At 74.1% G+C, this 23,976-nt stretch carries 18 protein-coding genes and 1 pseudogene; 12 read left to right on the top strand and 7 right to left on the bottom strand.

What is annotated here, in order from left to right; genetic code table 11:
* Positions 1 to 6 precede the first annotated feature (6 nt).
* Positions 7 to 2,023: pseudogene (locus tag AC067A_RS34355) on the top strand (beta-galactosidase).
* Complete coding sequence (locus tag AC067A_RS34350) at positions 2,020 to 4,218, top strand: glycosyl hydrolase family 95 catalytic domain-containing protein (RefSeq protein WP_479247127.1); 2,199 nt, start codon at positions 2,020 to 2,022, stop codon at positions 4,216 to 4,218. Before AC067A_RS34355 ends, AC067A_RS34350 begins: the two are co-directional and overlap by 4 nt.
* Positions 4,219 to 4,292: 74 nt before the next feature.
* Here AC067A_RS34350 and AC067A_RS34345 read toward each other — a convergent pair whose 3' ends face one another.
* Positions 4,293 to 5,330, bottom strand: a complete 1,038-nt coding sequence (locus AC067A_RS34345; protein ID WP_479247125.1) for a LacI family DNA-binding transcriptional regulator — start codon at positions 5,328 to 5,330, stop codon at positions 4,293 to 4,295.
* Positions 5,331 to 5,588: 258 nt separating this feature from the next.
* Here AC067A_RS34345 and AC067A_RS34340 point away from each other — a divergent pair, with 258 nt between their 5' ends.
* Positions 5,589 to 5,918 carry a hypothetical protein gene (locus AC067A_RS34340; RefSeq protein ID WP_479247124.1) on the top strand — a complete coding sequence of 110 codons (330 nt, stop codon included), beginning with the start codon at positions 5,589 to 5,591 and terminating at the stop codon, positions 5,916 to 5,918.
* A 10-nt stretch (positions 5,919 to 5,928) separates the two neighbouring features.
* Here AC067A_RS34340 and AC067A_RS34335 read toward each other — a convergent pair whose 3' ends face one another.
* The 3 genes from AC067A_RS34335 to AC067A_RS34325 all read right to left on the bottom strand — a co-directional run bounded on the left by AC067A_RS34335 (position 5,929) and on the right by AC067A_RS34325 (position 9,245).
* Complete coding sequence (locus tag AC067A_RS34335; protein WP_479247122.1) at positions 5,929 to 6,894, bottom strand: hypothetical protein; 966 nt, start codon at positions 6,892 to 6,894, stop codon at positions 5,929 to 5,931.
* Positions 6,895 to 7,071: 177 nt separating this feature from the next.
* Positions 7,072 to 8,094, bottom strand: coding sequence for a zinc-dependent alcohol dehydrogenase (locus AC067A_RS34330; protein WP_479247121.1), 1,023 nt, complete (start codon positions 8,092 to 8,094; stop codon positions 7,072 to 7,074).
* Positions 8,091 to 9,245, bottom strand: a complete 1,155-nt coding sequence (locus AC067A_RS34325; RefSeq protein WP_479247119.1) for a mandelate racemase/muconate lactonizing enzyme family protein — start codon at positions 9,243 to 9,245, stop codon at positions 8,091 to 8,093. The genes AC067A_RS34330 and AC067A_RS34325 overlap by 4 nt, the downstream gene beginning before the upstream one ends.
* Before the next feature lie 166 nt (positions 9,246 to 9,411).
* Here AC067A_RS34325 and AC067A_RS34320 point away from each other — a divergent pair, with 166 nt between their 5' ends.
* Entirely contained in the window at positions 9,412 to 10,185 is a 774-nt protein-coding gene (locus AC067A_RS34320; RefSeq protein WP_479247118.1) for an IclR family transcriptional regulator, read from the top strand.
* Between the two features lie 310 nt (positions 10,186 to 10,495).
* On the opposite strand, the gene AC067A_RS34315 is transcribed toward AC067A_RS34320, so the two are convergent.
* Complete coding sequence (locus tag AC067A_RS34315; protein WP_479247117.1) at positions 10,496 to 11,773, bottom strand: ROK family protein; 1,278 nt, start codon at positions 11,771 to 11,773, stop codon at positions 10,496 to 10,498.
* A 152-nt stretch (positions 11,774 to 11,925) separates the two neighbouring features.
* Between AC067A_RS34315 and AC067A_RS34310 the strand changes: the two genes are divergently transcribed.
* The 5 genes from AC067A_RS34310 (at position 11,926) to dgoD (ending at position 16,759) form a co-directional block, all read left to right on the top strand.
* The gene (locus AC067A_RS34310) at positions 11,926 to 12,849 is read left to right on the top strand and encodes an SMP-30/gluconolactonase/LRE family protein (protein ID WP_479247115.1); all 924 of its coding nucleotides are present in this window, start codon (positions 11,926 to 11,928) and stop codon (positions 12,847 to 12,849) included.
* A 172-nt stretch (positions 12,850 to 13,021) separates the two neighbouring features.
* Positions 13,022 to 13,660 (top strand): bifunctional 4-hydroxy-2-oxoglutarate aldolase/2-dehydro-3-deoxy-phosphogluconate aldolase, encoded by a 639-nt coding sequence (locus AC067A_RS34305; RefSeq protein WP_479247113.1) that lies wholly within the window; start codon positions 13,022 to 13,024, stop codon positions 13,658 to 13,660.
* Entirely contained in the window at positions 13,657 to 14,811 is a 1,155-nt protein-coding gene (locus AC067A_RS34300) for a sugar kinase (protein WP_479247111.1), read from the top strand. Before AC067A_RS34305 ends, AC067A_RS34300 begins: the two co-directional genes overlap by 4 nt.
* A 53-nt stretch (positions 14,812 to 14,864) precedes the next feature.
* Complete coding sequence (locus AC067A_RS34295; RefSeq protein ID WP_479247109.1) at positions 14,865 to 15,617, top strand: SDR family NAD(P)-dependent oxidoreductase; 753 nt, start codon at positions 14,865 to 14,867, stop codon at positions 15,615 to 15,617.
* Positions 15,614 to 16,759, top strand: a complete 1,146-nt coding sequence (gene dgoD / locus AC067A_RS34290) for a galactonate dehydratase (RefSeq protein ID WP_479247107.1) — start codon at positions 15,614 to 15,616, stop codon at positions 16,757 to 16,759. Before AC067A_RS34295 ends, dgoD begins: the two co-directional genes overlap by 4 nt.
* A 59-nt stretch (positions 16,760 to 16,818) precedes the next feature.
* On the opposite strand, the gene AC067A_RS34285 is transcribed toward dgoD, so the two are convergent.
* Both AC067A_RS34285 and AC067A_RS34280 read right to left on the bottom strand, forming a co-directional pair.
* Complete coding sequence (locus AC067A_RS34285) at positions 16,819 to 18,396, bottom strand: glycoside hydrolase family 53 protein (protein WP_479247105.1); 1,578 nt, start codon at positions 18,394 to 18,396, stop codon at positions 16,819 to 16,821.
* A gap of 188 nt (positions 18,397 to 18,584) precedes the next feature.
* Positions 18,585 to 20,609 (bottom strand): beta-galactosidase, encoded by a 2,025-nt coding sequence (locus AC067A_RS34280; protein ID WP_479247103.1) that lies wholly within the window; start codon positions 20,607 to 20,609, stop codon positions 18,585 to 18,587.
* 208 nt (positions 20,610 to 20,817) lie between these two features.
* Between AC067A_RS34280 and AC067A_RS34275 the strand changes: the two genes are divergently transcribed.
* The 3 genes from AC067A_RS34275 to AC067A_RS34265 are packed head-to-tail and all read left to right on the top strand — an operon-like array spanning position 20,818 to position 23,971.
* Positions 20,818 to 22,131, top strand: a complete 1,314-nt coding sequence (locus AC067A_RS34275) for an ABC transporter substrate-binding protein (protein WP_479247101.1) — start codon at positions 20,818 to 20,820, stop codon at positions 22,129 to 22,131.
* Positions 22,128 to 23,060, top strand: a complete 933-nt coding sequence (locus tag AC067A_RS34270; protein ID WP_479247099.1) for a carbohydrate ABC transporter permease — start codon at positions 22,128 to 22,130, stop codon at positions 23,058 to 23,060. The genes AC067A_RS34275 and AC067A_RS34270 overlap by 4 nt, the downstream gene beginning before the upstream one ends.
* On the top strand, positions 23,057 to 23,971 hold the full coding sequence (locus AC067A_RS34265; RefSeq protein ID WP_479247097.1) for a carbohydrate ABC transporter permease: 915 nt from the start codon (positions 23,057 to 23,059) through the stop codon (positions 23,969 to 23,971). Before AC067A_RS34270 ends, AC067A_RS34265 begins: the two co-directional genes overlap by 4 nt.
* The last annotated feature ends 5 nt before the right edge of the window (positions 23,972 to 23,976 follow it).

Here is a 23,976-nt window from a genome sequence, read left to right as displayed (position 1 = left end):
AGTCAGATGCCGAGCCTCGACGACGTGACCCGGCCGCCCGGCCGCCCGCCCCGCATCCTCTACGGCGGCGACTGGAACCCCGAGCAGTGGCCCGAGGAGACCTGGACCGAGGACGTCCGGCTCATGCGCCGCGCCGGCGTCGCCACCGTCACGCTCGGCGTCTTCTCCTGGTCCCGGCTCGAACCCGCTCCCGGAGAACGCCACTTCGGCTGGCTCGACCGGCTGATGGACCTGACGCACGCCCACGGCATCGGGGTCGTCCTGGCCACGCCCACCTCCTCGCCCCCGCCCTGGATGGGGCGGCTCCACCCGGAGACCCTGCCCCGGGACGAGGACGGGCGGACCGAGTGGTGGGGCTCCCGCCAGCACTTCTCGCACTCCAGCGAGGTGTACCGGCGCCACGCGGCGGCCATCACCGAGGACCTCGCCGCCCGCTACGCCGAACACCCCGCGCTGACCATGTGGCACATCAACAACGAGTACTGCACGCACGACTGGGGCGACGAGGCGGCCCGCACCTTCCGCCACTGGCTCCGGGAGCGCCACGGCACCCTCGACGCCCTCAACACCGCCTGGGGCACCGACTTCTGGGGCCAGCGGTACGGCGACTGGGCCGAGGTCCTGCCACCGCGCCGCGCCCACTACCTGAGGAACCCGGCGCACGTCCTCGACTTCCGCCGCTACACCTCGGACCTGCTCCTGGAGTGCTACCGCGCCGAACGCGACATCGTCCGCCGCCACACCCCGCACCTCCCCGTGACCACCAACCTCATGCCCTTCTGGTCGGGCCAGGACGGCTGGGCCTGGGCGGCGGAGGAGGACGTCGTCTCCGTCGACGTCTACCCCGACCCCCGGGACCCGCACGGCGGCCAGTACAACGCGATGATCGGCGACCTCACCCGCTCCGAGGCCGGCGGCCGGCCGTGGATGGTGATGGAACAGGCCGCCGGAGCCGTCAACTGGCGGGGCGTCAACCACCCCAAGCCGCACGGCCTCAACCGCCTCTGGGCGCTCCAGTCCGTCGCCCACGGGGCCGACGCCGTCTGCTACTTCCAGTGGCGCCAGTCCCGCCAGGGCGCGGAGAAGTTCCACTCCGGCATGCTCGGCCACGCCGGCGAACGCGGCCGCGTCTTCCAGGAGACCGTCCGCATCGGCGAGGACCTCGCCCGCCTCGGCCCCCGCGTCGCCGGCAGCCGCGTCACCGCCGACATCGCCGTCCTCCACGACTGGAACTCCTGGTGGGCCGGCGACCAGGAGGGCGCGCTCTCGCGCCGCGTCGACCACGCCGAGCTCGTCCGCGCCTGGCACCGCGCCCTCTTCGACGCCCACCTCCCCGCCTCCTTCGCCCACCCCCACCACGACCTCTCCGGCCACCGGCTCGTCCTCGTCCCGCACCTCTACCTCCTCGACGACACGGCGATCGAGAACCTCACCGCGTACGTCCGCGGCGGGGGCACCCTCGTCTGCGGCTTCCTCACCGGAGTCGCCGACCAGGACGACCGGGTCAGGCCCGGCGGCGTCGACGCCCGCCTCCGCGCCCTCCTCGGCATCGACCTCCTGCACGAGTGGTGGCCGCTCGACGAGGACGAACACGTCGACTGCGGCACCTTCCGCGGCAGCCTGTGGTCCGAGGAGCTCACCCCCGCCGACGGCACGGAGGTCCTCGCCGCCTACCGGGGCGGCGAGCTCGACGGCATGCCCGCCGTCCTCCGCAACGGCCGCACCCGCTACCTCTCCACCCTTCCCGAGCCCGCCGCCCTGAGCGGGCTGCTCGCCGCAGCCGCCCGCGAGGCCGGGATACGGCCCGTCCTCGACGCCCTGCCCGCGGGCGTCGAGGCCGTCCCGCCGCGGCGAGCTCCTCTTCCTCCTCCACCACGGCCGCGACCCGGTCACCGTGCCGCTGCCCGGCCGCCACCGCGACCTGCTCACCTCCGTCGTGGTCGAGGGGAAGCTGACCCTGGAGCGGTACGGGGTCGCCGTCCTGGAGGAGCACGCCGCCGACGTCCCGGAGGAGCACCCGTGAGCCACGGCACCTGGGAACCCGAGCCCGCCGCCCGCTGGGAGGACGCCTTCCTGACGGGGAACGGCCGACACGGCGCCCTCGTCCACGGCGACCCCGACGACGACCGGGTGACCGTCACCCACCACACCCTCGTACGCCCCGGCGAGGGGTCCGCCGACACCGCGCCGCCCCAACTCGCCGACCGGCTCCCCGCCCTCCAGGACGCGCTCCTCGCCGGGGACGCGACCGCCGCCGAGACGTTCACGGACGGCAGGCCGCTGCGCTGGGTCCAGCCCTTCCACCCCGGCTTCCGCACCCGCGTCCGCCGGGCGCCCGGCACCCCCGCCCGCCCGGTGCGCCGGTCCGTGGACTTCACCACCGGGGTCGTCACCGGCGCCTGCGGGGAGCGGCGCAGCGAGGTCTTCGCCTCCCGCGCCGACGACGTCGTCGTGCAGTACGTCACCGCGCCCGGCCCCTCCGTCGAGATCGACCTCGACCACCGGCTGCCCGGCGCCCCCGCGGACCTCGCGATCGGCCGGGGCGTCGCCACCGCCCGCCGCGAGACCGTCCTCACCCTCTGCGCCCGCTACCCCGACAGCCCCCTCGGCTACACCGGCGTCACCCTCCTCGTCGCCGACGCCGGCCGCACCACCGTCACCGCCTCCGGCATCCGGATCGAGGGCGCGGGACGGCTGCTCCTGCTCACCCGCGTCCGCCGCCACGAGGGAAGCCCCGACCCGGACGGGGAGGCCGAGGCCCTGCGGGCCCTGACCGCCGAAGGCGGCGTCGACCCCGCCGCGGTCCACGCCCGGCTGCTCGCCCGGCACGCCGCCCTGCACGGCGCCGCCTACCGGCGCGTCGCCCTCGACCTCGGGGCGGACGAGGCCGAGCGGGCGCTGCCCGGCTCGGAGCTCCTCCGGCGGCCCCGGAGCCCCGCGCTGCTCGAACGCCTCTTCGCGGCCGGCCGCTACCACCTCCTCTCCTCCTCCGGGATGCTGCCGCCCCGGCTCCCCGGGCTCTGGACGGGGGACTGGGACACCGCCTGGTCCGGGGCGTTCACCACCAACGCGAACCTCAACCTGCAGACGGCCTCCGCCGTCGCCGCCGACCTGCCCGAGGTGACGGAGGCCCACGCGGCACTGGTCGAGGGCCAGGTGGCCGGGTGGCGGGAGAACGCGCGGGCCGTCTTCGGCGCCCGGGGGATCGTCGCGCCCTCCCACACGGACGGCACCACGGGGCACACGTACCACTTCAGCCGCGAGTACCCCCTGCACCTGTGGACCGCGGGCGCCGACTGGCTGCTCAAGTCCCTCCTCGACCACGAGGAGGCGACCGGCCGCCGGTCCCCCCGGACCTCGGCACTCGTGGCCGAACTCGCCGCCTTCTACGAGGACTTCCTCACCCGCAGCGGACCCGACGGGCGCATCGCGATCGTGCCCTCGTACTCCCCGGAGAACCGTCCCGCCGGTGGGAGCTGGGGCGCGGTCAACGCCACCATGGACATCGCCGCCGCCCGGCACGCCCTGCACGCCGCCGCCGACCGGGCACCGGCCGCCGACGCGGCCCGCCTGCGGAGACTCGCCGACCGCCTGCCGCCGTACCGGGTCAACGACGACGGGGCGCTCGCCGAGTGGGCCTGGCCCGGTCTGGGCGACCGCTACGAGCACCGGCACCTCAGCCACCTCTATCCCGTCTGGCCGCTGGACGAGATCGACCCGTACGACACCCCGGCCCTCGCCCGGGCCGCCGGCCGCGCCCTCGAACTGCGCGGCAGCGAGAACGACTCGGCGCACGGACACCTCCACCACGGCCTGGTCGCCGCCCGGCTCGGGGACGCCGCACGCACCGAGGACGCCCTCGACCGGATCCTCACCGGCGACTACTTCCACGCCTCCCTGATGAGCGCGCACTACCCGGCCCGCGACGTCTACAACGCCGACGCCGCGCACGCCCTGCCCGCCCTGCTGATCGAGGCCCTCCTGCGGTCGACGCCCGGGCGGCTCGTCCTGCTGCCCGCACCCCCGGCCCGCTGCCCGGCCGGCCGGATCACCGGCGTACGGACCCGGTTCGGGGCCCGGGTCGACCTGACCTGGTCACCGGGGGCGTACCGCGCGGTCCTCCGCCCCGACCGCGACGCCGACATCGAGGTGCGGAGTCCGGCGGGCACGACCCGGCTCGTCCTGCGGAAGGGGGAGGAGCGCGTCGTGCGCTCCTGAGGCCGCGGGGCGCCCCCTTGAGCCCGCGGGCGCCCCGTCACCTCCCGGGTGCGCGGGGCGGCGGCGGGCCTTCGTCATCTCCCGGGTGTGCGGGGCGGGGGCGGGGGGCCGGAGCTGTCCCGCACGGTGAGGACGGGGGTGAGGAGTTCGACGCCCGCTGCCCCCTCGCCGTCGGGCCGGCCGGCGAGGCGGGCGATCAGCCGCTCGACCGCCCGGCCGCCGAGCTCCTGCGCGGGGATGGCCACCGAGGTCAGGGGCACGGAGGCCTGGGCGGCGATCTGGTCGGCGCACACCGCGACCACCGAGACGTCCTCCGGCACGGCGCGGCCGGTCCGCCGCAGCAGGGCGAGCAGCGGCTCCACGGCCGTCTCGTTCTGGACGACGAAGGCGCTGACGTCCGGCCGTTCGTCGAGGATCCTGGCCAGCACCCCGGCGACGGCGTCGTGGCTGCCCTCGCACGGCCGGTGCAGCAGCCGGACCTCCCGCTCGGCCGCCCTGGACCGCAGGCCGCCCAGGGTCCGTTCGGCGAAGCCCGTGTGCCGCGCGTACACGCCGGGGGACTCGCCGATGACCGCGATCTCACGGTGCCCGAGCCCGGCCAGGTGGTCCACGCACAGCGCGCCGGCCGCCCGGAAGTCCAGGTCGACGCAGTTCAGTCCGGCCGGGTCGGCGGGCAGGCCGACCAGGACGGCGGGCGGTCCCGCCGCGCGCAGCACCGGCAGGCGGCCGTCGTCGAGCTGGACGTCCATCAGGATCACCGCCTCGGCGAGCCCGCTCCCGGTCACCCGGCGCAGCGCCGACGGGCCCTCCTCGCCGGTGAGCAGCAGAACGTCGTAGCCGTGGGCCCGGGCGGCGGTGGCGACGGCGACCGCGATCTCCAGCATCACCGGCACGTACATGTCGGTGCGCAGCGGCACCATCAGCGCGATGATCCGCGAACGACTGCTGGCCAACGCCCTTGCTCCCGCGTGCGGTTGGTAGCCGAGCTGTTCGATGCTCGCCCGCACCCGCAGCCGGGTGCCGGCGGAGATGGGCCGTTTGCCGCTGAGGACGTAGCTCACCGTGCTGGCCGACACTCCGGCGTGCCGGGCGACCTCGGCGAGGGTGACCATCCGCTCTCTCCTGCGGGCCGTGACGGGGTGAATCGCTTCGACGCGGCTCGTCGAATGATCGTTACGGCGACCCGATCCGACGGTAACGCGGGGGAGTTGACGTGTCCAGACCGGTGGCGGGGAAAGTCGAAGCGCTTCGACACGTCTCCGTCGGCCTGAGTGTACCGAACCGTTCAGTCTTGACAATGAACTGGTCGGGGTAGTCCCGTCCTTCCTGTGGCGGCACGGGCCGCCGGCGCTGACGAGGGAGGCGGAGAGATGTTCGCGGTGGTGTACCGGTGGCGCGTGCGTCCCGGCCGGGGGCAGTCGCTCCTCGACGGCCGGCACCGGGTGACCCGGGCGATCCACCAGGAGTGCGGCAGCCACGGTTCCCGGCTCCACCGGGCGGACGACGGCACCTGGGTGGCGTACGCCCGCCGGCCCGACCGGGAGACCCGCGAGAGGTGCGGGACCCCCGACCCCGAGGGCGAGGCGATGATGCGCGAGGCGATCGCCGAGTGCTTCCCGGAGACGCGCCTCGCCGTCGTCGACGACCTGCCGGCCGAACCCGCCGCCGAGGACGCGTTTGCCGGGCCGGCGAACGGCTGACGGGCGCCCGTCAGGAGGCGCCGACCGGGAAGCGGACGAGCGGACCCGGGTCCCGGGAGCCGACCGGGGACATGCCGCCGTCCGCCCCGTGCCGGGCGAGCAGGTCGAGGACGAGCCGGCCGCGCCGGACGCGCTCACGGGCGGTCGCGAGGGCGTGCTCGCGCAGGTGGGCGCCGTACGGGTAGATCCCGGCCGCCCGGCTCAGGCCGAACTTCAGGTACAGCGGCGCGCCCCGGCGGATCAGCTCGGCCACCTCGTACATGCGGACGTAGCCGCCGAGGTCGTCCGGCGCCTCCACGTACAGGTCCATCGGGGCCCGGCTGACCCGCCGGATCTCGGTGAGATGGGCGAGGGTCAGGTCGGAGGGCACGTTGAGCGAGTCGGCGCCGAGCCGCTCGTGGACGGCGTACGCCGCCGGGTTGACCGGCCCGATCAGCGCGGACACCTTGAACGTCGTGTCGGCCGGCAGCACCCCTTCGGCGCGCAGCCGGTGCAGCGTCCAGAGCACCCCCTCGTCGGCGACGAGCAGGCACCGCACGCCCGACTCCGCCGCGCGCACGGCGTCCTCCACACAGCCGGCGAGCCCGTCGTGGCCCCGGGCCCGCAGGCCCGCGCCGCCGGAGTCGGTGCGGGTGGCGGCGCCGGTGTCCCACGTGCCGCGGGGGCCGGTGAACAGGCAGAGCTCGACGGAGCGTTCGCCGCAGGCGGCGACCATCTCGGCGATCTCGCCGTCGGTCAGCATCCAGACGCCGCTGCCCTGGCTCACCCGGTGCACGGGCACGTCGAGCCGTTCGCTCTCCGCCAGGACCGCCGCCAGCGCCTCAGGGCCCTCCACGGAGGGGACCTCGGTGCGCCACAGACCGCCGTCGGGGAAGGCGTGCGGGGAGGAGTCGGCGGGGTCGGCGGCCGGTGCCGGGTGGCCGATACGGCGCAGCGCGTCGTCGCCGGGACGTCGGGAAGCCGGGCGCAGGGTCATCGGAGTCCTCTGTTCGGTGGATCGGACGCGGTACGGGCGGGTGGACGTGCGGGAGTCCGGCGGGACGGGGCGTACGGCTCAGGGGGCGGCCGTACGGCTCAGGGGGCGGGCGTACGGCTCAGGGGCGGCCGTACGGCTCAGGGGACGGGCGTACGGATCAGGGGGCGGGCGTACGGCTCAGGGGAGCAGGAGGACCTTGCCCGTCGCCGGGTCGCCGCCGCCCACCAGGACGATCGCCTCCCCGAACCGCTCCAGCGGGAAGGTGTGGGTGACGAGCGGGGCGGGGTCGAGCAGTCCCAGGGTGAGTGCCCGGACCGCGTCCGCCCAGGCGGCGGAGGAGGCCCCGAAGACGCTGCGGACCTCCAGCTGGCTGACGGAGAGGTGGACCGGGTCGATCCCGGTGGCCCCCGCCGCGAACATGCCGGTGAGCACGACCCGGCCGCCCCGGCGTGCGAGGAGGCAGGAGGAGGCGGCCGTGGCCGGCGCTCCGGCGGTCTCCACGACCAGGTCGAAGCGCCCGGTGTCGCCGTCCGCCTCCCGCGGGGTGAGCGCCCGGGTGGCGCCGAACGCGAGGGCCCGTACGGCCCGTTCGGACCGGGGGTCGACGACGGTCAGTTCGGCGGGGGAGGAGGTGGCGAGCCACTGGGCGGCGAGCAGGCCGAGGGTGCCCGCCCCCACGACGGCGATCCGCTCGCCCGGGCGCGGCCGGCCCGCCCGTACGGCGGCGGCGACGACCGCGGCGGGTTCGAGGAGCGCGGCGGCCCGCGGGTCCACGCCGTCCGGCAGCGGATGCAACAGGCGGGCCGGGACCACCAGGTGGTCGGCGAAGGCGCCCGGCTCGGTGAAGCCGGTCTCGGCGTACCCGGCCGTGCACAGGCTGGTCTCGCCGTACCGGCAGCGCTCGCACGTGCCGCAGGACCGGAAGCCCTCGGCGACGCACGGCCGGCCCGGGAGCGCCGGGTCGACACCGGCGCCCACCGCCTCCACGGTCCCGGACCACTCGTGCCCGGGTACGACCGGGTAGCGGACGTAGTCGGGCGCCCGGCGTCCCTCGTACACCTCGCGGTCGCTCATGCAGATCCCGGCGGCGGCGACCCGCACCAGGACCTCGCCGGGGCCCGGCGGGGGGAGCCGGCGCTCGACGAGCCGGTGCGCACCGGGCCGGTCGACCACGATCGCGCGGCTGACGACGGTGCTCACTTCGGCTGCCTCTTCTCCCAGCCCTCGGCCCACAGGTCGAACCGGGCGCGCTGCTGGGGGAACTCGGCGGCCGCGTCCACGTCGAGGTCGACCCCGAGGCCCGGCTGGTGGGAGAGCGCGAAGCAGCCGGTCTCGGGGTCGACCTCGGGCGCCCCGCGCACGACCTTCTTGATCTCCGCGTCCGCGAAGTCGTTGAAGTGCTCCAGGATCTTGAAGTTCGGTGTACAGGCAGCCAGTTGGAGGGAGGCGGCGGTGAGGACCGAGCCGCCGACGTTGTGCGGGGCGACGAGCACGTAGTGGGTCTCGGCGGTGGCGGCGAGCTTGCGGGCCTCCAGGATGCCGCCGATGTGCCCGACGTCGGGCTGGATGATGTCGGCGGCCTGCGACTCGAACAGCTCGCGGAACTCGATCCGGTCGTGGATCCGCTCGCCGGTCGCGATCGGCAGGTCCACCTTGTCGGCGACCTTCCGCAGGGCCTTGAGGTTCTCCGGCGGCACAGGCTCCTCCAGCCAGGCGGGCCGGAACGGGGCCAGTTCGCGTGCGAGGCGGACGGCCGTCGCGGGGGAGAAGCGGCCGTGCATCTCCACCATCAGCTCCGTGTCCGGCCCGATCGCGTCCCGGACCGCCTCGATCAGCGCGACCGCCTCCCGCGAGCGCTCGGCGTCCAGCTCGTAGTGGCCGTTGCCGAACGGGTCGATCTTCAGCGCCCGGTAACCGCGCGCCACGACCTCGCGGGCCGCCGAGTGGTAGGCCTCCGGGGTGCGTTCGGTGGTGTACCAGCCGTTGGCGTACGCCTTCACCCGGTCGGTCACCCTGCCGCCGAGCAACTGCCACACGGGCACCCCGAGCGCCTTGCCCTTGATGTCCCAGCAGGCCGTCTCGACGACCGCGATGCCGGACATGACGATCTCGCCGGCCCGCCCGAAGTCGCCGTACTTCATGCGGCGCACCAGGTCCTCGACCGCGAACGGGTCGGAGCCGGCGATGTGGTTGACCTCCGCCTCGCGGAGGTAGCCGACCAGCGCGTCGGTGTGCCCGAGCATCCGCGTCTCACCGACACCGGTGAGCCCCTCGTCCGTGTGGACCAGGACGTACGTGAGGTTGCGCCAGGGCGTGCCGACGACATGAGTGGTGATTCCCGTGATGCGCACGGCGGTTACTCCGTTCGGAAGGGCGAACACCGTTCGGTGGGGCGGCGGGCGTGACGCTAGGCAGCGGCCCGCGGGGTGTCAACGGGCGGGCGCCCGCGCTACTCTCTGTCCGCGATTTCGGTCGTGGTACGGGATATCGAACGGCGTGAGGGTGAGGTGGGGGGCCATGGGACGACTCGTACCCGCGGTGACCAGGGCATTCGACATACTGGAGCTCTTCCTCCAGGGCGACGGCACGCTGTCCGCCCCCGAGATCACCCGCAGGCTCCAGCTGCCGCGCACCACCACCCACGAGCTCGTCAGCACCCTCGCCGCCCGCAACTACCTCGTCCCGGTGCCCGACCAGCCCGGCCGCTACCGGCTCGGCGTGCGGACGTACCAGCTCGGCAGCCGGTACGCCGAGCAGCTCGACCTCGCGGCCGAGGGGCGGCAGGTGGCCCACGAGGTGGCCGAGACCTGCGGTGAGACCGTCCACGTGGCGCTCCTGGAGGACACGGACGTCATCTACGTCGCCAAGGTCGACTCCACCCACGCGGTACGGATGGTCTCGGCGGCCGGCCGGCGGCTCCCCGCCCACTGCACGGCCGTCGGCAAGATGCTCCTCGCCACCCTGCCCGAGGCCGAGCTCGACGAGCGCCTCGAAGGCCGCGAACTCGTCGCCATGACACCCCGCAGCCTCACCGACCCGGACGTCCTGCGCGCCGCGCTCGCCGAGATCCGCATCCTCGGCGTCGCCCTGGAGCAGCAGGAGTCCAACCCCGACGTCAGCTGCGTCGCCGCCCCGGTCCGCGACCGCTCCGGCAGCGTCGTCGCCGCCCTCTCGATCTCCGTGCCGGTGCACCGCTGGACCGAGGACCGCGAGAACGAGCTCACCGCCCTCGCCGTGAAGGGCGCCGGCGAGCTCTCGACCCGCCTCGGCCACCGGCCCGCCGCACGCTGAGCCCGGCCCCGCGGCCGGGGTCCGCGGACGCGACACGTGCGGATCCGGGGTCTTGGGGACCTTCGGGGTCCGTGGATCCGGAGTCCGTGGATCCGGTGTCCGCGTACGAGGCGTCCGTGGATCCCGGGCCCGTCCGGCCCGGGCCCGTCCGGCCCGGGCCCGTCCGGCCCGGGCCCGTCCGGCCCGGGCCCGTCCGGCCCGGGCCCGTCCGGTCCGGGCCCGTCGCGCCCGGGCCCGTCCGGTCCGGGCCCGTCGCGCCCGGGCCCGTCGCTCCGGGGCCGGAGCGCCCGGGCTCCGGGTCCCGCCGGGCTCAGGCCCCCGCATCGGCGGGGGCCGTGCGCCGGCCCTCCCGGCGTTCGCGGGGCTGACGCATGCGGCTGACGGGGCCGAAGACCTCGCGGTCGTCGAGGAAGCCCTCCAGGGCGAAGGCGGCCGCGCCCCGGGTGACGGCGTTGTGGGGGACGGCGCTGCGCCGCAGGGTCGCGGCCCGGTGCGGCAAGGGCAGGGCGTGCCGGGTGACCGCCTCGTACGTGGCGGTCAGCAGGCGTTCGCCGAGCAGGTCGACGACCTGGTTGCCGAGGACGAGCACCCGGGGGTTGAGCAGGTTGACCAGGTTGGCGACCGCGGCTCCCAGGTAGCGCCCGGTCCGGTCGATGACGGCCGCCGCCACGGGGTCCTGCTCGGCGGCGGCGCGCGCCAGGGCGGCGACCGTGACCGCGTCGTCCGGCCCGGTGGCCCGCTCGTCACCGGGGGCGAGTTCGCGCCAGGTCCGGGCGATCCCCCGGGTGCTGACGTACGCCTCCACGCAGCCCCGGTTGCCGCAGGTGCAGAGCCGGCCGTCGAGCGCGAGGCAGGTGTGGCCCCACTCGCCCGCGCTGTTGGTGAACCCGCGGTAGAGCTGTCCGCCGATCGCGATCCCGGCGCCGACGCCGGCCCGCAGGGTGAGCACCACCAGGTCGTCCACCTCCCGGCCGGCCCCGAACCACAACTCGGCGACCGTGCTGGCCCGCAGCGGGTTGTCGAGCCAGAGGGGCAGCCCGAGCCGTTCGTCGAGCAGCGCCCGCAGCGGAACCTCGTGCCAGGACCAGTAGGGCGAGAAGGACGAGACCCCGCCCTCGCGCTCCACCATGCCGGGGACGCTGACACCGGCCCCGAGGACCCGCTCGCGGGGCACCCCCGAGCCGTCGAGCAGCTCCTCGACGCAGGCGGCGAGCCGCTCGACCACGTCGGCGGGACGGACGTCGCCCGGTGGCAGCGGGCGCTCCACCGAGTGCCGGACCTCGAGGGACAGGTCGAAGAGTTCGGCGTGGACCGAGGTCTCGGCGATGTCGACGCCGATGAGCGCGCCGCGTTCGGCGTTGACGGCGAGGCGGGCGCGGGGGCGGCCGCCGCCGGACTCCTCGTGGCCCGCCTCCAGGAGGACGCCGGCCTCCAGGAGTTCGGCGGTGAGGTTGGCGACGGTGGCGAAGGACAGCCCGGTGGCCGCCGCCAGGTCCTGGCGGCTCATGGCGCCGGTGCCCGCGTAGAAGCGCCGCAGGACCTCGAAGCGGTTGAGGCGGCGGATCTCCTGCGATGTCCGCTTGATCATCTCTGCTGTCCTCCGCTCGGCGGTTCCGTCTCCGAGATCTTATTCGAAGGGTTGGAAGAAGCGGGCGGCAGGATATTTACAACCGTTAGACGAACCCGTAGTTTTTTGCGTGCCGCAGCCGAACCGCAGCCGTGGTCGACCGAGGAGGCCAGATGCAGCACCTCAGGGCCGTGCCCTGCTCCCCCCAGCCCGGACGCCTGACGGAAGGGCCCGTCTGGGACCCCCGGCGCGGCGAACTCCTCTGGGTGGACATCCCCGACGGCCTCGTCCACCGCGCCGCCCTGACCACCGCCGAACCAGGCGGACCCGGCGACGGCCTGCCCGACCTCGCCCCCGTCGCCACGCTCCGGCTCGACCGGCCCGTCGGCGCGGTCGTGCCCTGCGCCTCGGGCGCCCTGCTCGCCGCCGCCGGCACCTCCTTCCTGCACCTGGCGGAGGACCGCCCGGTCGCCGAGGCCGTCGAACTCGCCGCGCCGGTCCTCCCCGACGACGGCCTGCCCCGCCGCATGAACGACGCGGCCGTCGACCCCGCGGGCCGCCTCCTCGCCGGCACCATGGCGTACGACGAGAGCCCCGGCGCGGGCGCCCTCTACCGCCTCGACGGCCACGGCCTGGTCACCCTCCTGGACTCCGTCACCATCTCCAACGGCCTCGGCTGGAGTCCCGACGGCACCCGCCTCTACTACGCCGACAGCCCCACCGGCCGCGTCGACGTCTTCGCCTACGACCCCGACACCGGCGCCCTCGGCGACCGCAGGCCCTTCGCCGTCCTCGACCGGGGCGTCCCCGACGGCCTCACCGTCGACAGCGAGGGACGCGTCTGGGTCGCCGTGTGGGGCGGGGGCGAAGTCCTCGCCTTCGCCGCCGACGGCACCCTCCACGCCCGTGTGGAGGTCGCCGCCTCCCACGTCACCAGCTGCGCCTTCGCCGGACCCGAGCTCGACGTCCTGGTCATCACCACCGCCACCGAGGGCCTCGACGAGGAACGCCGACGCGCCGAACCCGACGCCGGACGCCTCTTCACCTGCCGCCCCGGCGCCACCGGCCTGCCCACCACCCCATACGCCGACCACTGACCGCCGCCCCGCCCCCGACCGCCGCCCCGCGGCCCGTACGCCGATCGCCGACCCGCGCTCCGTATCCCGGCGGCCGCCCGGCGATCCGCCCCCGACCGCTGACCCGGCCCCCCGTACGCCGACGGTCGGCCCGCACCCCCGACCGTCGCCCCGCACCCCACGAGGAAGCCCCATGACCACCCCGCACGAGGGGCTGTTCGCCGCCCTCGCGACCGCCCCCGTCATCGCGATCCTGCGCTCCACCTCCGCCACCCGCTTCGCCGAGGTCACCGACACCCTCGTGTCGTCCGGCGTCCGCGCCGCCGAGTTCACCCTCACGACGCCCGGCGTGCTCGACGCGCTCCGCGAGTACGCGGCCGACGCCCCGCCCGGCCTCGCGCTCGGCGCCGGAACCGTCACCACCCCCGCGGAGGCCCAAGCGGCCGTCGAGGCCGGAGCCTCGTACCTCATCACCCCGACCACCTCCACCGAGGTCATCGCCGAGGCCGCCCGCCTGGGCGTGCCGGTGCTCCCCGGCGCGTACACGCCGACCGAGATCCTCACCGCCTGGCGGGCCGGCGCGACCATGGTGAAGCTCTTCCCCGCCGCCACCGGCGGGCCCGAGTACCTCCGCGCCGTCCGGGCCCCGCTGCCCGACGTCCCCCTCGTCCCGACCGGCGGCATCGGCGCGGCCGACGCCCCCGCCTACCTGGCCGCAGGCGCCACCGCCCTCGGCATCGGCGGCCCGCTCGTCGGCGACGCCTGCGAAGGCGGCTCCCTCGCCGCGCTGACCGACCGCGCCGCCGCGTTCCTCGAAGGGATACGCCGATGACGCGCCCGCCCGAGACCGGGATGCCCCACGAGAGCGGGGCGCCCCGGCCCGGGACACCGCCCCGGACCGCGCCACCGGCCGGCGCCGCCGCACCCGTGGCCCCCGCCCACGGACCGGCCCCCTCCCACGCACCGGCCCCCGCCCACGGGGCCTTCTCCCACGCCCCGGACTCCGCCCCCGCCCCCGCGGCCCACGCCGCGGTCGTGCCCCCGCCCGCGCTCTTCACCCTCGGCGAGGCGATGGCGGTGGCCGCCGCCCTCCAGCCGGGCCCGCTCGCCACCGGCGCGCCGCTCCGCCTCGGCTGGGCCGGTGCCGAGGCGACCGTCGCGATCGGGGTCAGCCGCCTCGGCCACCGGGCGGCCTGGACCGGGCGGACCGGCGAGGACGCGGCCGGTGCGATGGTCCTGGCCGGGCTGCGCGCCGAGGGCGTCGACGTCTCCGGCGCCCGCACCGAACCGTCGGTGCCGACCGGACTGATGCTTCGCGAGCGGCGCACCGCCGACCGGCTCCGCGTCTCGTACTACCGGGCCGGGCTCGCGGGGTCGCGGCTCGCCCCGGGCGACCTGGACGAGGTGCGCCTCGCGGGGGCCCGGATCCTCCATGTCACCGGCATCACACCGGCGTTGAGCGCCACCGCCCGCGCCGCGGTCGAGCGGGCCGTGGTGGTCGCGCGGGCGGCCGGGGTCACCATCTCGTTCGACGTCAACCACCGCGAACGGCTCTGGAGCCGCGCCGAGGCCGCCGAGGTGCTCGGCCGTCTCCTGCCGTACGCCGACATCGTCTTCGCCGGACCCGAGGAGGCCACCCTCTTCGTCCCCGAGGACCAGCCCGACCGGATGGCCCGGGCCCTCACCCGGTTCGGACCCGGGCAGGCGGTGCTCAAGCTCGGCGCCCGCGGGGCCCTCGTGGTCGCGGGCGAGGAGGTGCACGTCCAGGACGCCGTGCCGGTCACCGCCGTGGACCCCGTGGGCGCCGGCGACGCGTTCGTCTCGGGCTACCTCGCCGCCGTCCTCGACGGCGCCCCCGTCCGCGAACGCCTCCGTCTCGCCGCCGTCTGCGGAGCCTTCGCCGTCTCCGTCCCCGGCGACTGGGAAGGCCTCCCGCGCCGCACCGAACTCGCCCTGCTCGGGGCCCAGGACATCAGCCGCTGAGCCGTCACGGCAGGCCGCCCCCACTCCGTACCAGCACACAGGGAACCGAACCCATGAACCGTTTCTCCGGACAGACGGCCCTCGTCACCGGCGCCGCGTCGGGCATCGGCGCGGCCAGCGCCGTCCGCCTCGCCGCCGAGGGCGCCTCGGTGGTCGTCTCCGACATCGCCGACGAGGCGGGCGAGGCCGTCGCCGCCGCGATCCGCGCCGACGGGGGCCGCGCGGCGTACGTACGCTGCGACGTCTCCTCCGAGGAGGACTGGACCGCCCTGCGCGACGAGGCGCACGCGCGCTTCGGTCCCGTCTCCGTCCTCCACAGCAACGCCTTCGTCCACACGCCGGGCGCCGCCCACGAACTCCCCGTCGCCGTATGGGACCGGGAGATGGCGGTCAACCTGCGGGCCCTGTACCTCGCCACCCGCACCTTCCTCGACGACCTGCGCGCCGGGCGGGGCAGCCTCGTCGCCACGTCCAGCGTCCACGCCGACTTCGGCCTGCCCGGCTACCCCGCGTACGCCGCCGCGAAGGGCGGCATGTGCGCCCTGGTACGGCAGTTCGCCGTCGAGTACGGACCCGAGGTGCGCTTCAACTCGGTGCTGCCCGGACCGATCCTCACCGACGTGTGGAGCGACGTCGACGAGGAGGGGCGGCGGCTCTCCGCCGACGCGACCGCCCTCGCCCGGCTCGGCCGCCCCGAGGAGGTGGCGTCCGCCGTCGCCTTCCTGGCCTCCGCCGACGCCGCCTACATCACCGGAACCAACCTGGTCGTCGACGGCGGCTGGACCGTGAAGAAGGAGTCCAAGTGAAGATCACCGCCCTGCGCACCTACCTCGTCGCACCCCGCTGGTGCTTCCTGAAGATCGAGACCGACGAGGGCGTCACCGGCTGGGGAGAGCCCGTGGTCGAGGGCCGCGCCCACACCGTCGCCGCGGCCGTCGAGGAGCTCTCCGACTACCTGGTCGGCCAGGACCCGATGAGGATCGAGGACCACTGGCAGGTCCTCACCAAGGGCGGTTTCTACCGCGGCGGCCCGGTCCTCTCCAGCGCCGTGGCCGGCATCGACCAGGCCCTCTGGGACATCACCGGCAAGGCCCTCGGCGTGCCGGTGTGGCAGCTGCTCGGCGGCAACGTCCGCGACCGCGCGCGGGTGTACAGCTGGATCGGCGGCGACCGGCCCGACGAGGTCGCGTCGGAGGCGCTGGCGCGGAAGAACGAGGGCTTCACCGCGATCAAGATGAACGCCTCCGCGCAGCTGCGGCTCATCGACACCCCGGCGGCCGTCCAGGGCATCGTCGACCGCGTCGCCTCCATCCGCGAGGCCGTCGGCGACGAGTTCGACATCGCGATCGACTTCCACGGCCGTCTCACCGCGCCGATGGCCCGCCGGGTCCTGCCGCTCCTGGAGCCCTACCTGCCCTTCTTCGTGGAGGAGCCGGTCGTCCCCGAGCTGAGCGACCGCATCGGCGACATCGTGCGGTCCACCTCCATCCCGATCGCGACCGGCGAACGGCTCTACTCCCGCTGGGACTTCAAGAAGGTCCTCGACCAGGGCATCGCGGTCGCGCAGCCGGACCTCTCGCACGCGGGCGGCATCTCCGAGGTGCGCAGGATCGCCGCCATGGCGGAGGCGTACGACGTCTCCCTGGCCCCGCACTGCCCGCTGGGGCCGATCGCGCTCGCCTCCTGCCTGCAGGTCGGGTTCGCCGCGCCGAACCTGCTGATCCAGGAGCAGAGCCTCGGCATCCACTACAACACCGGCTCCGACCTGCTCGACTACCTGGTCGACCCGTCGGTCTTCCGGTACGAGGACGGGCACGTGGGCCTGCCCACGGGCCCGGGGCTCGGCATCGAGGTCGACGAGAAGGCCGTCGAGCGGGCAGCCGAGACCGGACACCGCTGGCGGAACCCGGCCTGGCGCCGGGACGACGGCTCGCTGGCGGAGTGGTAGGCGGGACGTGCGGAAGGGGCGGGCTCGTGAGCGAGCCCGCCCCTCCTCGTGGGGTGCGGTCAGCGGTGGGCCAGCCAGGCCGCCGCCGGGAGCAGCTTGCCGTCGTAGTCGAACAGGGCCTGGTTCTCCCAGCCGTTGCCGGACGAGGAGTCGGCCGGGTCCCAGCCGTTGCCCGTGACGGCGGTCCACGCGGGCTCCCAGTAGACGACGCCGAGGCCGCGGCCGTTCGGCACCGCCTCGACGACGTTCATGACGTCCCGGAGCCACGCCGACTGGCCCGCGCTGCTCGCGGGGTAGCCGGTGACGAGCTCGGAGGAGAGGTCGATGATGTTCTCGTGCGCGTCCTCGCTGTCCAGACGGAACGGGTACGCGGTCTCGACGACCAGCACCTTCTTGCCGTAACGGGCCGAGACGTCGTCCAGGTTGGCCTGGAGCGAGGACAGGGCGCCGTGCCAGTAGCCGTAGAACGAGAGCGCGATGACGTCGTAACTCACTCCCTGCGCGGTCGCGTTGTCGAACCACGTGCGGTAGAGGGCGTTGTCGCCGCCGTGGGCGAGGTGCAGCGCGATCTGCGTGCTCGACGAGACGGCCTTGGCCGCGGAGACGCCGGAGTTCAGCAGCCCGGCGAGCTGGGACCAGTTGCTCGTGGAGCCCTCGGGCCACAGCATGCCGGTGTTGATCTCGTTGCCGATCTGCACCATGTCGGCCGTGGTGCCCTGTGCCTTGAGGGCGTTGAGGACGTCGTACGTGTGGTTGTACACGTCGGTCTTCAGCTGGCCGTACGAGTGCCCCGCCCACGCGGAGGGCTTGGTCTGGGCGCCCGGGTCGGCCCAGATGTCGGAGTAGTGGAAGTCGACGAGGAGCTTCATGCCCTGCGCCTTGATCTTCTGGGCGGTGGCGAGCACGCGTGCCTTGTTGTTGTAACCGTCGGCCGGGTTCACCCACACCTTGAGGCGGCCGTAGTTCGCGCCCGCGCCCTTGAGGAGGGCGACCGCGTCACCGGTGGTGCCGGAGCCCGACCGGTAGGTCCCGCCGAGGTCCTCGCTCTTCTTCAGCGCGGAGAGGTCGACGCCCTTGACCGAGAGGCCCGTCGTGCCGGAGGTGAACGTCAGGTCGTCGACGTTGATCCAGTTCCCGGCGTTCGCGTCGGAGTTGACGCTGATCGTGCAGGCGCCGCCCGTCACGGTGACCGGTGTGACGATCCGTATCCAGGTGGACGTCACCGGCAGGTCGGTGCGCTGTTCCGCGGAGCCGCAGTTGCGCAGGGCCAGGTAGGCGGAGTTCTGTCCGCCGCCCGAGCGGACCCAGGCGCTCAGCGTGTACGTGCCGTTGGCGAGCCCGGACAGGTACTGGTAGGTCTCCACCTTGTACGCGGTGGACGACCAGTGGCTGAGCCGGTAGCCGCCGCCGTGGCCCCCTGCCTCGGTGAACGAGGCCGCGTTCTGGCCGGCGGCGGAGTAGGTCGACCAGCCGGACGGCGTGGCGGTGCCGGTGCCGCCGCTCTCGAACCCCGGGTTGGTGAGCGTGGCGGCCGCCTCGGCGTGCTGGGCGGCGGGCAGCGGAGCGAGCAGCAGGGCGGCGAGCGCGGCGGCGACGGCCGCGGCCCGCAGGCGGATGCGGCTTCTGACGTGGTGCATCGTCGAGTCCCTTCGACGGTGGCCAATGGGGAGTGTGGAGCGGGTGGTTCCTTACGGGTGGTACGGCTCACCCGGGGGCGGCGCAGCGGGTACCGCCACCCCCGGGGAGATCGGGGGCCCGGCCCTGCGGCAGGCGGGCCGGGGTCCGGCCGGCGCCCGGGGGCGGCGGCCGGCGGGGGAGGGTGCGGTCAGGCGTCCAGGCGCACGACGCGGACGGCACCGGCCGGGACGGTGACCTTCCCGTCGACCGGCGTGCCGGCGAGGAGCTCCGTCCCGGCGCCGTCGAGCGGCACCACGGCGTCCCCGGCGGAGTGGTTGAGGGCGAAGAGGTAGCGCCGGCCGTCGTCCCCGGCGCGGCGCACGACCTCCACGTCGCGCGGGAGCGCGGTGCGTTCGGCGACCCCGGCGTCCGCGCAGGCGGCGGCGAGGATCGCGTCGAGCGAGGCCGCGTCCAGGCGGGTGGAGACGTACCAGGCGGTGCCCCGGCCGAGCCGGTGCCGGGTGACGGCGGGCCCGCCGGCGGCCGGCCCGTCGGCGTACGTCCACACCGTCTCGGCCCCGCGCGGCCGGACGAACTCCGTCCACACCTCGCCGGTGAGCGTTGCGCCGTCCGGGCCGGAGACGGTCACGTGCTGGTCGTCCAGGAGCGGGGACCACTCCTCGACGGTGAGGCCGAGGACGTCGCGCAGGGCGCCGGGGTGGGCGCCGGGGTGCACGGCGTCGTGCTCGTCGACGATGCCGGAGAAGTACGAGACGACGAGCGTGCCGCCGTTCTCGACGTACTCGCGCAGGTTCCGCCCGGCGGCCTCGGTGGTGAGGTAGAGCGCGGGGACGACGACCAGCGGGTAGCCGGAGAGGTCCGCCTCGGGGTGGGCGAAGTCGACGGTGAGGTGCCGGTCGTAGAGGGTCTCGTAGAAGCTGTCGGCGCGCTCGCGGGCCTCGTGGGCCTCGTTCGGCCGCCACTCCAGGTTCTGCGCCCACCAGGAGTGCCAGTCCCACACCATGGCGACGTCCGGGACGGTCCGGGTGCCGCGCACCTCGGCCAGGGCCTCCACGTCGGCCCCGAGGGCGACGACCTCGCGCCAGATCCGGGTGTCGGTGCCGCCGTGCGGGACCATCGCGGAGTGGAACTTCTCCGCGCCGCGCCGGGACTGGCGCCACTGGAAGAACATCGCGCCCTCGGAGCCGCGGGCGACGTGGGCGAGGGAGTTGCGGGCCATCTCGCCGGGGCGCTTGGCCGGGTTGCGGGCCTGCCAGTTCACCCCGGACGTGGAGTGCTCCAGGAGCAGCCAGGGCGCGCCGCCGGCGACGGAGCGGGTGAGGTCGGCGGCCATCGCCAGGTTGACGTGGGTGCGCCGTCCGTCGGTGATCAGGTAGTGGTCGTTGGTGACGAGGTCGACCTCGCGGCCCCAGGCCCAGTAGTCCAGGGAGTCGCACTGGCTGAGCGCGGTCATGAAGTTGGTGGTGACCGGGACGCCGGGCGCCAGCTCGTGCAGGATGTCCCGCTCCGCCCGGAAGTTCTCCCTGATGGTGGCGTCGGCGAAGCGGCGGTAGTCCAGCTGCTGGGCGGGGTTGCCGACGGTGGGGGTGAGTCGGGGCGGGTCGATCTCCTCGTACGAGGAGTAGCGCTGCCCCCAGAAGGCGGTGCCCCAGGCCTCGTTCACGGCCTCCACCGAACCGTAGGTCCCCGCCAGCCAGCGGCGGAAGTGGGCGGCGCAGCCGTCGCAGTAACAGGCGCTGACGGGCACGCCGTACTCGTTGTGCACGTGCCACAGGGCGAGCGCGGGGTGGCCGCCGTAGCGGCGGGCCAGCTCGGTGGTGATGCCGGCGGCGGCCGTGCGGTAGGCGGGGTTGCTGTGGCAGATCGCCCCGCGTGAGCCGTACGAGAAGCGCACGCCCTCGGCGGTGACGGGCAGCGCCTGGGGGTGGGCGCGGTAGAACCAGGCGGGCGGGGCGACGGTGGGCGTGCCCAGGTCGACCCGGACGCCGTGCTCGTGCAGCAGGTCCAGGAGCCGGTCGAGCCAGCCGAAGTCGTACCGGCCCGGCTCGGGTTCCAGCAGCGCCCAGGAGAAGATGCCGACGCTCACCATGGTGACGCCGGCCTCGCGCATCAGCCGGACGTCCTCCTGCCAGACGCTTTCCGGCCACTGTTCGGGGTTGTAGTCCCCGCCGAACGCGAGCCGGTGCAGGCCCTTGGGAGTGGTCTGCGGCATGAGTCTCTCCTGAAACCTCGAACGATGGAAGCTTTGTTCGCTTGGGAACGTGCACACACTCGATCTCGATGTGGCAACGCAACATAACCGCACAGGAACAACCATTGACAAGTGTCTGGAACGTTTCTCTACTGTGAACGCTCACAGATGCATGACCGGCCTCCCCGCTGGAGGGAGAGGCCCCTTTTCGGTCAGGGAGAAGCACCCCATGCCTCACATCACGCGTCGCGGTCTCGCCGCCGCCACCGCCGTCCTCCTCGGCGCCACCGCGCTCACCGCCTGCGGGTCCGCCGACTCCGGCGACAAGGCCGGCGCCGAGTCCGGCCCGGTCTCGCTCACCTACTGGGCCTGGGCGCCCGGCATGGACAAGGTCGCGGCCCTCTGGAACGCCGAACACCCCGACATCCGGGTCACGGTGCAGAAGCAGGCCTCCGGGGACGACCTGGTCACCAAGATCATCACCGCGACGAAGGCGCACAAGGGCCCGGACCTGGTCCAGGCCGAGTACCAGGCCCTGCCGACCCTGGTCAGCAACGACTCCCTCGCCGACATCGCCTCCGAGGTCCCCGGCGTCAAGGACTCCTTCGCCCCGGGCATCTGGCAGCAGACCACCTTCGGCGGCGAGGCCGTGTACGCCCTGCCCCAGGACTCCGGCCCGCTGATGTTCTTCTACCGGGAGGACCTCTTCAAGCAGTACGGACTCACCGTTCCCACCACCTGGGACGAGTTCGCCGCCACCGCCCGCACCCTGAAGAAGAAGGCCCCGGGCAAGTCCCTGACCACCTTCTCCGCCAACGACTCCGGCCTCTTCGCCGGCCTCTCCCAGCAGGCCGGCGCCAAGTGGTGGAGCTTCGAGGGCGACACCTGGAAGGTCGGCATCGACGACGCCGCCACCCGGAAGGTCACCGACTTCTGGGGCGGCCTGGTCGCCGAGGGCGCCATCGACAACCAGCCGATGTACACCCCCGCCTGGAACAAGGCCATGAACACCGGCGAGCAGCTCGCCTGGGTCAGCGCCGTCTGGGCCCCCGGCACCCTGACCACCGCCGCCCCCGACGGCAAGGGCAAGTGGGCCATGGCCCCGCTCCCGCAGTGGACCAAGGGCGAGAACGCCACCGGCAGCTGGGGCGGCTCCTCCACCGCCGTCACCTCCGACTCCCGGCACAAGGCGGCCGCCGCGAAGTTCGCCGTCTGGCTGAACACCGACCCGAAGGCCCTCGCCGCCCTCGTCAAGGAGACCGGCATATACCCGGCCGCCACCGCGGCCCAGACCAGCGGCGCCCTCGCCAAGGCCCCCGACTACTTCGCCAACCAGCCCGACTTCTACACCCGCGCCGCCGAGATCGCGAAGACCACCGCGCCGGGCGCCTGGGGACCCAACGTCAACGTCGCCTACACCGCCTTCAAGGACGAGTTCGGCAAGGCCGCCAAGGCCAAGTCCGGATTCGACACCGCCCTGACGGCCGTTCAGGGCGCCACCGTCGCCGACCTGAAGAAGCAGGGCTTCGAGGTCGCCCGGTGACGCAGCCCTCCCAGGGCGCGCGCCGGTCGTACGGGGTCAAGGCGGCCCCGTACGGCTTCCTCCTCCCCGCCGCCGTCCTCTTCGCCCTCTTCTTCGCACTGCCCATCGGCTACGCCGTCTGGCTCAGCTTCCACAAGGTCGAGATCAAGGGCCTCGGCCTCGGCAAGGGCGCCAGGAACGAGGTCTGGGCCGGCCTGGAGAACTACACCTCCGCCCTCAGCGACTCCTCGTTCCTCCACAGCGCCCTGCGCGTCCTGGGCTACGGCGCCGTCGTCGTCCCGGTCATGCTCGGCCTCGCCCTGTTCTTCGCGCTCCTGCTCGACTCCGAGCGCGTCCGGGCCCGCTCCTTCGCCCGCCTCGCGATCTTCCTGCCGTACGCCGTCCCCGGCGTCATCGCGGCCCTCCTCTGGGGCTTCCTCTACCTTCCCGACGTCAGCCCCTTCCTCTACCTCCTCGACGCCCTCGGCCTCCCGCAGCCCGACCTCATGGACGGCGGAGCGCTCTACCTCGCGATGTCGAACATCGCGGTCTGGGGCGGCACCGGCTTCAACATGATCGTCATCTACACCGCACTGCGCTCCCTGCCCGCCGAGGTGTACGAGGCGGCCAAGCTCGACGGCTGCTCGGAGCTCCAGATCGCGCTCCGCGTCAAGATCCCGATGGTGGCGCCCTCCCTGGTGCTCACCTTCTTCTTCTCGATCATCGCGACGCTCCAGGTCTTCAACGAGCCCATGACGCTCAAGCCGCTCACCAACGGCATCCCCTCCGACTGGAGTCCGCTGATGAAGGTCTACAGCGACGCCTTCACCGGCGGGAACATCCATGCCGCCTCCGCCACCGCCGTCGTGCTCGCCCTCGCCACGTTCGCGCTCTCCTTCGCCCTCCTGAGGGCGTCCAACCGCCGCACCACACAAGGAGCAGGCCGATGACCGGGCTCGCCTCCCCGCCCCGCCGCGCGACGGCACCCGCCGCCGGCACCACCCCCGGCACCTCCCAGGGCCCGCCCCGCACCCGCCGTACCGCCCTGCTCCCCACGGCCGCCCTCGTCCTCGGCGCGTCGTACTGCCTCCTGCCCGTCGCCTGGGTCGTCGTCGCCGCCACCAAGTCGGGCCAGGACCTCTTCTCCACCTTCACGTTCCTGCCCGGCGACGGCTTCGCCGACAACCTCGCCGACCTCGACGCCTACCGCGAGGGCATCTACTGGCGCTGGATGGCCAACTCCGTCCTCTACGCGGGCCTCGGCGCCGTCCTCTCCACCGTCGTCTCCGCGTTCGCCGGCTACGCCTTCGCCACGTACCGCTTCCGCGGCCGCGAGGCGTTCTTCAACGTGATCCTCACCGGCGTCCTCATGCCGCCCGTCATCCTCGCCATCCCGCAGTACCTGCTCATGGCCGAGGCCGACCTCACCGACAGCTACGCGTCGGTCCTGCTGCCGCTGATCCTCTCCCCGTACGGCGTCTACCTCGGACGCGTCTACGCCGAGGCCGCCATCCCCAGGGAACTCGTCGAGGCCGGGCGCATGGACGGCGCCGGAGAGTGGCGGATCTTCCTCAGGATCGCCGTCCCGATGATGTCCCCCGGCCTGGTGACGGTCTTCCTCTTCCAGTTCGTCGCCATCTGGAACAACTTCCTGCTGCCGTTCATCATGCTCGGCGACGACGAGAAGTTCCCCATGACGGTGGGCCTCTTCACCCTCCTCAAGCAGGGCGCCAGCCAGCCCTCCCTGTACACCCTCGTCATCACCGGAGCCCTCCTCGCCGTCCTCCCGCTCATCGCCCTGTTCCTCGTCATCCAGCGCTTCTGGAGCCTCGATCTGCTCTCCGGCGCCGTAAAGTCCTGACCACA

This window comes from Streptomyces sp. NPDC043176 (assembly GCF_056436715.1).
The sequence above is the reverse complement of the archived record's forward strand: the minus strand, read 5'-3'. Positions and strand labels throughout refer to the sequence as shown.

Coding starts and splice junctions, on each gene's coding strand:
- AC067A_RS34340 (WP_479247124.1), top strand. CDS start 5,589: ATGTTCGCGGTGGTGTACCGGTGGCGCGTGCGTCCCGGCCGGGGGCAG.
- AC067A_RS34300 (WP_479247111.1), top strand. CDS start 13,657: ATGACGCGCCCGCCCGAGACCGGGATGCCCCACGAGAGCGGGGCGCCC.
- AC067A_RS34295 (WP_479247109.1), top strand. CDS start 14,865: ATGAACCGTTTCTCCGGACAGACGGCCCTCGTCACCGGCGCCGCGTCG.
- AC067A_RS34345 (WP_479247125.1), bottom strand. CDS start 5,330: ATGGTCACCCTCGCCGAGGTCGCCCGGCACGCCGGAGTGTCGGCCAGC.
- AC067A_RS34310 (WP_479247115.1), top strand. CDS start 11,926: ATGCAGCACCTCAGGGCCGTGCCCTGCTCCCCCCAGCCCGGACGCCTG.
- AC067A_RS34265 (WP_479247097.1), top strand. CDS start 23,057: ATGACCGGGCTCGCCTCCCCGCCCCGCCGCGCGACGGCACCCGCCGCC.
- AC067A_RS34320 (WP_479247118.1), top strand. CDS start 9,412: ATGGGACGACTCGTACCCGCGGTGACCAGGGCATTCGACATACTGGAG.
- AC067A_RS34315 (WP_479247117.1), bottom strand. CDS start 11,773: ATGATCAAGCGGACATCGCAGGAGATCCGCCGCCTCAACCGCTTCGAG.
- AC067A_RS34285 (WP_479247105.1), bottom strand. CDS start 18,396: ATGCACCACGTCAGAAGCCGCATCCGCCTGCGGGCCGCGGCCGTCGCC.
- AC067A_RS34305 (WP_479247113.1), top strand. CDS start 13,022: ATGACCACCCCGCACGAGGGGCTGTTCGCCGCCCTCGCGACCGCCCCC.
- AC067A_RS34275 (WP_479247101.1), top strand. CDS start 20,818: ATGCCTCACATCACGCGTCGCGGTCTCGCCGCCGCCACCGCCGTCCTC.
- AC067A_RS34335 (WP_479247122.1), bottom strand. CDS start 6,894: ATGACCCTGCGCCCGGCTTCCCGACGTCCCGGCGACGACGCGCTGCGC.
- AC067A_RS34280 (WP_479247103.1), bottom strand. CDS start 20,609: ATGCCGCAGACCACTCCCAAGGGCCTGCACCGGCTCGCGTTCGGCGGG.